Annotated in this window: 12 protein-coding genes; 9 read left to right on the plus strand and 3 right to left on the minus strand. The window is 69.1% G+C overall.

The annotated features are described in order from the left end of the window. Positions 1-155: 155 nt before the first annotated feature. From rimP to V6M46_RS19495, 8 genes are all read left to right on the plus strand, one after another. Positions 156-608 (plus strand): ribosome maturation factor RimP, encoded by a 453-nt coding sequence (gene rimP, locus V6M46_RS19460; RefSeq protein WP_332668162.1) that lies wholly within the window; start codon positions 156-158, stop codon positions 606-608. A gap of 1 nt (position 609) precedes the next feature. Then, complete coding sequence (nusA, locus tag V6M46_RS19465) at positions 610-1,647, plus strand: transcription termination factor NusA (RefSeq protein ID WP_332668164.1); 1,038 nt, start codon at positions 610-612, stop codon at positions 1,645-1,647. A 5-nt stretch (positions 1,648-1,652) separates the two neighbouring features. Further along, entirely contained in the window at positions 1,653-1,958 is a 306-nt protein-coding gene (locus V6M46_RS19470) for a YlxR family protein (RefSeq protein ID WP_332668166.1), read from the plus strand. Between the two features lie 169 nt (positions 1,959-2,127). Next, the gene (gene infB / locus V6M46_RS19475; RefSeq protein ID WP_332668168.1) at positions 2,128-4,908 is read left to right on the plus strand and encodes a translation initiation factor IF-2; all 2,781 of its coding nucleotides are present in this window, start codon (positions 2,128-2,130) and stop codon (positions 4,906-4,908) included. 76 nt (positions 4,909-4,984) lie between these two features. After that, complete coding sequence (gene rbfA / locus V6M46_RS19480; protein ID WP_332668170.1) at positions 4,985-5,425, plus strand: 30S ribosome-binding factor RbfA; 441 nt, start codon at positions 4,985-4,987, stop codon at positions 5,423-5,425. Continuing rightward, on the plus strand, positions 5,418-6,335 hold the full coding sequence (truB, locus tag V6M46_RS19485; RefSeq protein ID WP_332668173.1) for a tRNA pseudouridine(55) synthase TruB: 918 nt from the start codon (positions 5,418-5,420) through the stop codon (positions 6,333-6,335). The genes rbfA and truB overlap by 8 nt, the downstream gene beginning before the upstream one ends. Before the next feature lie 104 nt (positions 6,336-6,439). Next, positions 6,440-7,687 carry a phospholipase D-like domain-containing protein gene (locus tag V6M46_RS19490; RefSeq protein ID WP_332668175.1) on the plus strand — a complete coding sequence of 416 codons (1,248 nt, stop codon included), beginning with the start codon at positions 6,440-6,442 and terminating at the stop codon, positions 7,685-7,687. 115 nt (positions 7,688-7,802) lie between these two features. Next, a complete protein-coding gene (locus V6M46_RS19495; RefSeq protein WP_332668176.1) occupies positions 7,803-8,195 on the plus strand; it encodes a hypothetical protein in 393 nt (130 codons plus the stop codon). Between the two features lie 83 nt (positions 8,196-8,278). Here the strand turns inward: V6M46_RS19495 and V6M46_RS19500 are convergent, their stop codons facing one another. From V6M46_RS19500 to V6M46_RS19510, 3 genes are all read right to left on the minus strand, one after another. After that, on the minus strand, positions 8,279-8,938 hold the full coding sequence (locus V6M46_RS19500; protein ID WP_332668178.1) for a response regulator transcription factor: 660 nt from the start codon (positions 8,936-8,938) through the stop codon (positions 8,279-8,281). A 78-nt stretch (positions 8,939-9,016) separates the two neighbouring features. Continuing rightward, on the minus strand, positions 9,017-10,417 hold the full coding sequence (locus V6M46_RS19505; RefSeq protein WP_332668180.1) for a sensor histidine kinase: 1,401 nt from the start codon (positions 10,415-10,417) through the stop codon (positions 9,017-9,019). Between the two features lie 6 nt (positions 10,418-10,423). Further along, entirely contained in the window at positions 10,424-10,735 is a 312-nt protein-coding gene (locus V6M46_RS19510; RefSeq protein WP_332668182.1) for a hypothetical protein, read from the minus strand. Between the two features lie 111 nt (positions 10,736-10,846). Between V6M46_RS19510 and V6M46_RS19515 the strand changes: the two genes are divergently transcribed. Further along, positions 10,847-11,416 (plus strand): adenylyltransferase/cytidyltransferase family protein (locus tag V6M46_RS19515; RefSeq protein WP_332668184.1); only part of this gene is annotated, 570 nt, incomplete at its 3' end.

Consider the following 11,416-nt stretch of genomic DNA (forward strand, 5'->3'; position numbering starts at 1 on the left):
ACCGCTACGGTGGCAGCGCCCGTTCCCAGGAGCGCGCGTCGGCTGATCACCACGGCAGGCTAGCCGACTCGTCGCGTTCACCGGAGCCCCGCTGGTTCGGTAGGGTGGAACCGACACTGATGCCGGTGCCGACAAAAGAACACGGAGGATGAGCCATGGACGAACGACTGGCGACCCTCGTGGATGAATGTGTGTCGGCGCTCGGCTTCGACGTCGAGGCGATCGAGCTGACGCCCGCAGGCAACAAGCGGGTCCTCCGCATCGCCCTCGACCGCGATGGCGGCGTCGGCATCGACCACATCACGCAGGCCACGCGCGCACTTTCCGAAGAGCTCGACGCATCCGACGTGATGGGCTCGCAGCCCTACACGCTCGAGGTCACCTCGCGGGGCGTCGACCGCCCGCTCACCGCGCCCCGCCACTGGCGCCGCAACGCCGGCCGGCTCGTACGCCTGAGGCTCGCCGACGACTCGTCGATCGACGGTCGCATCGGCGACAGCGACGACGAGGGCGTCGTGATCGAGGGCCGCACCACCAGCCAACGGCTGACCTACGACCAGATCAGCACCGCGCTCGTGCAAACCGAGCTCAACAGGAAGGACGCCTGACATGGACATCGACATGGCAGCACTGCGCGCCCTCGAGCACGAGAAGGACATCTCGTTCGACGTCGTCGTCGAGGCGATCGAGACGGCGCTGCTGTCCGCGTACCACAAGACGTCCGGCTCCCACCCGCACGCGCGGGTCGAGCTCAACCGCAAGACCGGGCACGTGACGGTGTGGGCCAAGGAACGGCTCGAGGCCGAGCCGCTGCCCGAGCCCGCCGAGGGTGAGGAGCCGCCGGAGCGCCCGGCGCAGCAATTCTCGGAGGAGTTCGACGACACGCCGGAGGACTTCGGCCGGTTCGCCGCGACGATCGCTCGCCAGCTCATCATGCAGCGCATCCGCGACGCCGAGGACGAGTCCAAGTACGGCGAGTTCGCCGGCAAGGTCGGCGACATCGTCTCCGGCGTGATCCAGCAGGGCCGCAGCCCCGGCGACGTCATGCTCGACCTGGGCCGCATCGAGGCGATCCTGGTCGCGTCCGAGCGGGTGCCGGAGGAGAAGTACGCCCACGGCGAGCGCCTCAAGGCGTACGTCTACGAGGTCGAGAAGGGCCTGCGCGGGCCGCGGGTCAAGGTCTCGCGCACGCACCCCAACCTGGTCAAGCTGCTGTTCGCCCTCGAGGCGCCGGAGATCGCGGACGGATCCGTCGAGATCGTCGCGATCGCCCGCGAGGCCGGCCACCGCAGCAAGATCGCGGTGCGCGCCAACGTGCCGGGCGTCAACGCCAAGGGCGCGTGCATCGGCCCGATGGGCCAGCGCGTCCGCAACGTCATGCACGAGCTGCACGGCGAGAAGATCGACATCGTCGACTACAGCGACGATCCGGCGGAGTTCATCGCGCACGCGCTCTCCCCGTCCCAGGTCAAGGGCGTGACTCTGGTTGACCCGGCGACGCGGTCGGCCCGGGTCGTCGTTCCCGACTTCCAGCTCTCTCTCGCGATCGGCAAGGAGGGCCAGAACGCCCGCCTGGCCGCCAAGCTCACGGGTTGGCGCATCGACATCCGCTCGGACACCGAGGCACCCAGGACTGCGGGCGCCTGAGTCCCATGGCGCGACCGCTTCGCGAAACGGGTAGACTGGTCGAGGTCGTTCGGACGTGCATCGGTTGTAGGCAACGTGCGGACAAGACCACTCTGGTGCGAGTCGTCGCAGTTCAGGAGCCCACGACCACGGTTGTGACGCCTGATCCGCGCGGAACGCTGCCGGGGCGAGGGGCGCACCTGCACCCCACGGCCCGGTGCCTGGAGCTCGCGACTCGCCGCAAGGCGTTCGGTCGGGCCCTTCGAGTCGAAGGGCCGCTCGACCTGAGCGCCGTGGCGGCAATGATCGAGGACCCGGGTCCAACAGCTTGACCACAAGGAGCGCACAGTGCGCTTCCCGACACGAATACGGAGCATTCGCTCATGACTAATGAAACGGTTTCTGGCCGATGAGTACTGCGCGATGAGTACTGCGCAATGAGCACGTTCGTCAACTAGTGGTCTGATCCTCCTCAGGGTCGGACCCCCCTGAAGGAGAAGAGTGGCTGTAAGAGTCCACGAACTCGCACGCGAGTTCGGCGTTGAGAGCAAGGTCGTCCTGTCCACCCTGAAAGACATGGGTGAGTACGTGAAGTCGGCCTCCTCGACCGTAGAAGCCCCCGTCGTCCGGCGCCTCAATGAGGAGCACGGAGAAGCCCTGCGAGCGCAGGGCGCCAAGAAGTCCGGCGGCAAGCCCGCCGCCAAGAAGGCCGCACCGGCCAAGGCAACCGAGCCCGAAGCCGCACCGGCTCCGGTCGAGGCAGCCGCACCGGCCCCGGTCGAGGCAGCCGCACCGGCTGCACCTGCACCGACGCGCACGCCTGGCCCGACGCCTGGTCCTCGGGTTGCCCCGACGCCCGAGCCCGAGCCCGTCGCTGAGGCGCCGGCCCCCGCGGCCGAGCCCGAAGCGCCGGCTGCTGCTGCCTCGGCGCCGGCGCCTGCCACGCCGGGACCGCGTCCCGGACCCAAGGCCCGGCCCGGCAACAACCCGTTCTCGTCGACCCAGGGCATGCAGAGCGCCCCGCGTCCGCCGGCCGCACGTGCCGGCGGTCCGACGCCCGGTGCTGCGCCCGGCATGCCTCGTCCCAACCCGGCCATGATGCCGCGCCAGTCCGGCCTCGCCGGTCCCTCGACCGGTCGCGGTGCGCCCGGTCGCGGTGGACCCGGTGGAGCCCCCGGTCGCGGTGGTCCCGGTGGCGCACCGGGCCGTGGTGGTCCCGGTGGCGGAGGCGGCGGCGGTTACGCCGGTCGCCCCGGCGGTGGCGGCGCTCCCGGTCGCGGTGCTCCCGGCGGTGGAGGCGGCTTCAGCGGTCCTCCGCGCACGGGTGGTCCCGGTGGCCGCAACACCCGCGGCGGCACGCAGGGCGCGTTCGGTCGCGCCGGCGGCCCCGTACGTCGTGGACGCAAGAGCAAGCGCGCGAAGCGTCAGGAATTCGACCAGATGCAGGCGCCCGCGATCGGCGGCGTCCGCGTTCGCAAGGGCAACGGCGAGACCGTACGCCTGACGCGTGGCTCCTCGCTGGCTGACTTCGCCGACAAGATCGGCGGCGACTCCGCATCGCTGGTCGAGGTGCTGTTCCACCTGGGCGAGGTCGTCACGGCGACGCAGTCGGCCAACGACGAGACGTTGATGCTGCTCGGTGAGGAGCTCAACTACAACGTCGAGGTCATCTCCCCGGAGGACGAGGACCGCGAGCTGCTCGAGTCGTTCGACATCGAGTTCGGCGAGGACGAGGGCGACGAGGCCGATCTGGCCGCGCGTCCCCCCGTCGTCACCGTCATGGGTCACGTCGACCACGGAAAGACCAAGCTCCTCGACGCGCTGCGCAGCAGCAACGTCGTCGACAAGGAGGCCGGTGGCATCACGCAGACCATCGGCGCCTACCAGGTCGCGACCGAGGTCGACGGCACCGAGCGTCGCATCACCCTGATCGACACACCGGGCCACGAGGCGTTCACCGCCATGCGTGCCCGTGGCGCCCAGGCGACCGACATCGCGATCCTCGTGGTCGCGGCCGACGACGGCGTCATGCCGCAGACGGTCGAGGCGCTCAACCACGCCAAGGCCGCCGGCGTCCCGATCGTCGTCGCGGTCAACAAGGTCGACAAGCCTGACGCCGACCCGACCAAGGCACGCGGACAGCTCACCGAGTACGGCCTCGTGCCCGAGGAGTACGGCGGCGACACGATGTTCGTCGACGTCTCGGCCAAGGCCGGCACCGGCATGGACGAGCTGCTCGAGGCCGTCATCCTCACGGCTGACGCCTCGCTCGACCTGCGCGCCAACCCCAACCAGAACGCCGAGGGCCTCGTCATCGAGGCGCACCTCGACCGTGGTCGGGGACCTGTCGCGACGGTGCTGGTCCACCGCGGAACGCTCAAGGTCGGCGACTCGATCGTCGCCGGTCCGGCGTTCGGACGTGTTCGCGCGATGCTCGACGAGCACGGCGAGAACATCGAAGAGGCCACTCCGTCGCGCCCGGCACTCGTGCTGGGTCTGACCGCGGTCCCGGGAGCCGGTGACAACTTCATGGTCGTCGCCGACGACCGGCTGGCGCGCCAGATCGCCGAGAAGCGCGAGGCGCGCGAGCGCAACGCCCTCCTGGCACAGCGCACAGGTCGTCGTACGCTCGAGGACTTCATGTCCTCGATGGAGAAGGGCGAGACCGACGAGCTGCTCCTCATCCTCAAGGGTGATGGTTCCGGTTCGGTCGAGGCGCTCGAGGACGCACTGGCCCAGATCGACGTCGGCGAGGAGGTCGCACTCCGGGTCATCGACCGCGGTGTCGGTGCGATCACCGAGACCAACGTCATGCTGGCCGCCGCGTCCAACGCCGTGATCATCGGCTTCAACGTCCGCCCGCAGGGCAAGGCGACGGAGCTGGCCGACCGCGAAGGTGTCGAGATCAAGTACTACTCGGTCATCTACAACGCGATCGAGGAGATCGAGGCATCGCTCAAGGGCCTGCTCAAGCCGGAGTTCGAGGAGGCGCAGCTCGGTACCGCCGAGATCCGCGACATCTTCCGCTCCAGCAAGATCGGCAACATCGCCGGTTGCATGGTCACGAGCGGCACGATCAAGCGCAACGCGAAGGCACGCCTGCTTCGCGACGGCTCCGTGGTCGCGGACAACCTCGACTTCTCCAGCCTGCGCCGCGAGAAGGACGATGTGTCCGAGGTCCGCGAAGGCTTCGAGTGCGGTCTCGTGCTCAAGGGCTTCAACGACATCAAGGTCGGCGACATCGTCGAGACGTTCGAGCTGCGCGAGAAGGTTCGCGCGTAGTCGTAACCCCCGTCGGACGTCTCCCTCTACGCGCTCGCGCGTGGGGGGAGGCGTCCCACTCAGTTTGGAGAGAATCATGGCTGGACCGCGGATCCACAAGGTCGGCGACCGGATCAAGGTCATCGTGGCGCAGATGCTCGAGCGCCGGGTCAAGGATCCGCGCCTGGGCTTCGTGACGATCACCGACGTACGCATGACCGGCGACGGCCAGCAGGCCTCGGTGTTCTACACCGTCATGGGCGACGAGACCGCCCGCGCGGACACCGCCGCTGCCCTGCGCAGCGCGACCGGCCTGATCCGCTCGGAGGTCGGCAAGCAGCTCGGCACCCGCATCACGCCGTCGATCGAGTTCTTCCTCGACGCCGTCCCCGAGACGGCCAAGGAGATCGAGGACCTGCTCGCCAAGGTCAAGGAGTCCGACGAGGAGGTCGCCTCCCGCTCGGCGGGTGCGCAGTACGCCGGTGACCCCGACCCGTACAAGAAGAAGGACGAGGACGACGCGGAGCTCGATGACTGACCCCGCGGTTCCTGGCGAGCGCAGCGAGCGGGAGGGAGCGCAGGCGTCGGGGCTCGTCGTCGTCGACAAGCCGGCCGGCTGGACCTCGCACGACGTCGTCGGCCGCATGCGCCGCATCGCCGGCACGCGCAAGGTCGGCCACTCCGGCACGCTCGACCCGATGGCGACCGGGATCCTGGTGCTCGGCATCAACCGCGCCACGCGCCTGCTGGGGCACCTGACGCTTGCCGACAAGGAGTACGTCGCGACGATCCGGCTCGGCCAGTCCACCGTCACCGACGACGCCGAGGGCGAGATCACCGCGTCGACACCGGCGTCACACGTCGACGAGGACGCCGTGCGCGCGGTGCTGCCGGCCTACACCGGCGACATCCAGCAGGTCCCGTCATCGGTCTCGGCGATCAAGGTCGACGGCGTGCGCTCGTACGCTCGCGTGCGCTCCGGCGACGAGGTCGAGCTCCCGGCCCGGCCGGTCACGGTGTCGGTGTTCGAGCTCGGTGCGTTGCGTGTCGAGGGCGATGTCGTCGACGTCGACGTACGCGTCGTCTGCTCGAGCGGCACCTACATCCGTGCTCTGGCCCGCGACATCGGCGCCGATCTCGGCGTCGGGGGACACCTGACGATGCTGAGGCGTACGCGCGTCGGCGCGTTCGGGCTCGACCAGGCGCACACGCTCGAGGAGCTCGAGCAGGAGCTCGTCGTCGTCGGGCTCGACGATGTCGCGCGGGCGAGCTTCCCGTCGTACGACCTCGAGGAGCGCGAGGCCTCGGACGTACGCTTCGGCCGCCCCCTCACCGGGATCGACCTGGGTGCGCCGGGTGCCGTCGCGGTGTTCGCCCCGTCGGGGGAGTTCCTCGCGCTCTACGAGCAGCGCGGCGGCGTCGCCAAGCCCGTCGCCGTCTTCGTCTGACCCACCCCCCGCTGGGCGTGACACTTTGCAGGCGACACGCCGGTCTGAGCCTGCAACTCGTCACGCCCAGCGGGGACAGCGTGACTCGCTAGGGTGAGGTCACCATGCGACTTCGCCGACCGTCCCCGCGGGGCATCCTCAAACGGGCACTGACCGCACTGCTGTCGGCGCAGTTCCTGATCGTCGTGGCCCTCATGGTGACGACCAAGGTCCGCAAGCTCATGCGCGGCAAGGACGGCGGCACGTTCCCCGTCACGGCGCCCGCACCGATCGGGATCGGTGCCGGCAACACCGCCACCGCCTTCACGTACGGGTCCGACCTGTACGAGGACATGCTGGAGGCGATCGGCAACGCCCGCGAACGCATCCTGTTCGAGACCTACATCTTCAAGGGCGACGCGATGGGCCGCCGGTTCAAGCAGGCGCTGATCGACGCGGCCGATCGCGGTGTCGACGTCTACGTGATCTACGACGGCTTCGCCAACCTCGTCGTGACGCCGAGCTTCCTCAGGTTCCCCGCCCCGATCCACGTGCTGCGCTATCCCGTGTTCGCCACCGGCTGGCGGTTCTTCAGCCCCCGCAAGATGGGTCGTGAGCACCGCAAGGTCCTCGTCGTCGACGACAAGGTCGCCTACGTGGGCGGCTACAACGTCGGCTCGCTGTACGCCTCGGAGTGGCGCGACACGCACCTCAAGATCGAGGGGCCGTCCGTGTGGGACCTCGACAATGCCTTCGTCGACTTCTGGAACCTGCGCCGTGGCAAGAACGCACGGATCCTCAAGGAGCGCGGTGACGCGAGCTGGGAGCCGCAGATCCGCGCGCACCGCAACGTGCCGATGCAGCTGCTGTTCCCGATCCGCGGGATGTACATCGAGGCGATCGACCGCGCCCGCGACCACATCTACATCACGGCGGCCTACTTCATCCCCGACCGCGACATCCTGCAAGGACTGCTCGACGCAGCGGCTCGTGGCGTACGTGTGCGGATCCTCGTCCCGGAGGTCTCCAACCACGTCGTCGCCGACTGGCTGTCGAGGGGGTTCTACTCCCAGTTGCTGGACGGTGGGGTCGAGATCCTGCTCTACCAGGACTGGATGATGCACGCCAAGACCGCGACGATCGACGGCCGCTGGACGACGATCGGCACCGCCAACATCGACCGGCTCAGCCTGACCGGCAACTACGAGATCAACCTCGAGATCCTCGACGACGCGCTCGCCACGCACCTGGAGAAGGTGTTCGAGGCGGATGCCTCCAACGCGCGGGTGCTGACCCGCGCCGAGTGGACATCGCGCCCGTTCGTCGCGAAGGCGTGCGAGTGGATCCTCGCGCCGCTGCGTCCCTTGCTCTAGAGAGGCCGCGGCCTGTCCCCCCGCCACATGAGAGACCTCTCATTCGTGGCTCATTCCCGCCTCACGTCACCGCGACAGGTTGGTCTCATCAGTACCAATCGAACGAGGAGACATCATGGACAAGTACATGCGTGCAGGAGCCGTAGCTCTGGCGGCGACCGTCATCGTCGGCACCGCAGGGATCGCGGTGGCCCACAATGCGGCGGACGACACCCCGGACCCGGCCACCACCTCGGCCACCACGCCGACACCGGACCCGACGCACGACGTGGGCGACGACAACGGCGGGCTGCGCGACCGTGACGATCGCGACGAGCCCGGCGATGACCGCGACGAGCCCGGCGATGACCGCGACGGCTCTGATGACTCTGCCGGCCACGACGTGGGCGACGACAAGGACGACCACGACGACCGCGACGAGCCCGGCGACGACCACGACGACCACGACGAGCCCGGCGACGACCACGACGATCGCGACGAGCCCGGCGACGACTCCGACGACGACTGACCCCGCCGCCCCACCCCGCGACTTGTGACGAAGTGCCCCGCTCCACACCAGTGAAGCGGGGCACTTCGTCACAAGTCGCGGGGTCAGTCGACCCGGTATCCGACGCCCCGGACGGTCGTCACGAGGTCGGCTCCCAGCTTCTTGCGGAGATAGCCGACGTAGACGTCGACGACGTTGGATCCGGGATCGAAGTCGTAGCCCCACACCTGCGACAGCAGCTGCTCGCGGGACAGGACGAGCCCGCGGTTGCGGATCAGCACCTCGGCAAGTGTGAGCTCGCGCGCAGACAGCTCAACCTCGCGGTCACCGACGTATGCCCGGCGGCGCCGCAGGTCGAGGCGTACCTGGCGGACGGTCAGCTCGTCGTCCGGTGGGGTGTCCGCGGGGGAGCGCAGCCGCAGCCGTACGCGGGCCAGCAGCTCGCCGAACTTGAACGGCTTGGACATGTAGTCGGCTGCTCCACCCTCCAGTGCAGCGACGGTGTCGGTCACCGAGTCGCGCGCTGTCAGGACGATGACCGGCAGGCCCGGCCGGTCGACGGTCACCCGTTCGAGGATGCGGAAGCCATCGAGCCCGGGCAGCCCGATGTCGAGGACCATCAGGTCGAACTCGCCGGTGAGTGCGTAGTCGAGTCCCGTGATCCCGTCCGCGACGACCGTGGGTGTGAAGCCCTCGGCCTTCAGGCCCTTGGCGACGAACGACGAGATCCGGTCCTCGTCCTCGACGATGAGGATGCGGCTCATGCCGCCGCCTCCGTCAAGGAACAACGGTACGGAGACGGCGGCATGAAGTGCCCTGAATTGTTCATCGCTTGCGCTCGCTCATGTTCGGGCTCCTGTCGGGAGGCGGAGCCTGAACGTGGCGCCCGCCTCGGTCTCGTCTATCACGACCTCGCCGCCATGTGCCTCAGCGATCGCGGCGACGATCGAAAGCCCCAGGCCGAAGCCCTCGTCGTCGTGGTCTCCTCGCGTGAAGCGCTCGAAGACCTTGGTCCGCAGACCTGGCGCCACGCCGGGCCCACTGTCGCGTACCCACAGCTCCAGCTGGCCTTCGTGCAACCGCGAGCCGATGCCGATCTCGTCGCCCGGCGCGGTGTGGCGTGCTGCGTTGTCCGAGAGCTGCAGCAGTGCCTGGGTGATGCGCTGCCCGTCGAGGAGTACGGTCTGCCGGGCCACACCGTCCAGCAGCCACCGGCGATCCGCCAAGGCGCGGGCCCGGTCAATGGCGCCGTGCGTGAGGGCCTCGACGTCGGTCGGGTGGGGGTCGACGAAGTCCGGACGTCGGGCCTTGGCCAGCATCAGCAGGTCGTTGACGAGTCGCGACATGCGGTCGATCTCGTCCAGGAGCAGGGCACGCGTGGCCTCCACGTCGGCGGGATCGGCCGGGTCGAGCACCTCGAGGTGGCCGCGCAGCACGGTCAAGGGCGTGCGCAGCTCGTGCCCGGCGTCGTCGAGCAGCTGGCGCTGCGTCGCGAACGCCGACTCGAGCCGGTCGAGCATGTCGTTGAACGTACGTTGGAGGTCGGACAGGTCGTCCTGGCCCGTGACCTCCAACCGGCCGCCGAGGTCGCCGTCGGTGATGCCACGCGCGGTGTCCCGGAGCCGACGGACTGGTCGAAGGAGACGTCCCGCGCTCCAGGAGGCGAGGCCGGCAATGAGGATGACCGACAGCGCCGCGAGCAGCGCGTACGTGAGCATGAGCTCGCGAAGGTCGTTCCGGCTCGATCCGACGTCGTGCACGACGACGAACGCGGCGGACTCTGCGCCGGCCCTCACGGGTTGGACCGCGACCCGGTAGGTGCGCCCGTCGATGTCGAGCGAGCGCGTGCCGCCCGTCGCCTTCAGCTCTTCCACCAGCGCGGGGAAGGCCGCGGACTTCTGGAGCACTGCGTCGTACTCACCCTGGTACGTCGGTGTCCCGCTGGTCGGGAACGCGAAGAGCTCCTCGTTGTCATCTGGCAGGTTGCGTTCGAGGAATACCTCGAGCAGCCGGTCCGCGGACGCGAACGGCTGCTGCGTCTGGGGGTCGGACTCCTTCTGGAGAGCGCGGAACTCGCCCGTCTCCTGGCTCAGGCTGGCCTCGATGTCGCGGTCGATCCGACGGGACTCGAGCGCGTACAGGGTCAGGCCGACCACGACGAGCGCCAGGGTCGTGAGCAGGGCAATCGTGATGGTGAGCCGTTGTCGCACCGACAGGCGCGACATCGAGAGGAGGACCGCCATCAGCCCTCAGTCGTCTTCTGGATGGTCGCGGCCACTCGAGTCGTCGTCATTCCCGCCGCCGCTGTGGTCATCGTCATCATCTATGTCCTTGGGCGGTGGCACCTCGCGCTCGTAGTCGTCGTCATCGTCTCCGTCGTCGGATGGTCGTGTCGTGGTCGTCGGGGTCGGTGTGGGCGTCGCCGCGGGGGAGATGACGATCGGTGTGAAGTCCTGCGGCTCGGAGTCTGCGCCGGCCGCAACGCGCATCGTGATGACTGCCGTGAGTGCCAGGGCAATGACGGCCATGACGAGAGCGGGAAGGCGCCTGCGCAGGTCCATGTGTCCAGCCTGCCGCATGCCTGCGCGCCGGTCGATGAGCTGGCGATGAGAGTGTTCTTAGGTTTGGCTCCTGCCAGGTCGTGAGCGGCGGTGTGGCAGAGTTTTACCGTGATGATCTGGCGTGACTTCCGTGGAGCCGCGACGGATCCACGATCCGAGCCGGCAGCGGTCACGGTCGGCAACTTCGACGGTGTCCACAAAGGTCACCAGCATGTGCTCGCCCGCACGCGCGAGCTGGCCGCGGGGCTGCCGGTCATCGCGGTCACCTTCGTCCCGCACCCGCTGGCGGTCGTACGCCCCGAGCACGCGCCGACGCGGCTCACGACGATCGAGCGACGCGTCGAGCTGCTGCGTGCGGCCGGCGCCGACGAGGTACGCATCCTCAACTTCACCGCCGAGATGGCGGGCTGGTCGCCGCAGGAGTTCGTCGACCGGGTGCTCGTCGAGCAGCTCAGCGCATCGCTGGTCGCGGTCGGCGAGAACTTCCGCTTCGGCTTCCGCGCCAGTGGTGACACGACCTTCCTCCGCGGGGCGGGGGAGCGGGCCGGATTCGCGGTAGACGGCCTCGCCCTCGACGGCGGCGAGGTCCCGTACTCGTCGACCCTCGTGCGTACGTTGGTCGCCGAGGGCCGGCTCGTCGAGGCCGCCGAGGTGCTCGGCCGCCCGCATGAGGTGTCCGGC

The sequence above is a fragment of the Aeromicrobium sp. genome, assembly GCF_036676885.1.
GTDB lineage: Bacteria > Actinomycetota > Actinomycetes > Propionibacteriales > Nocardioidaceae > Aeromicrobium.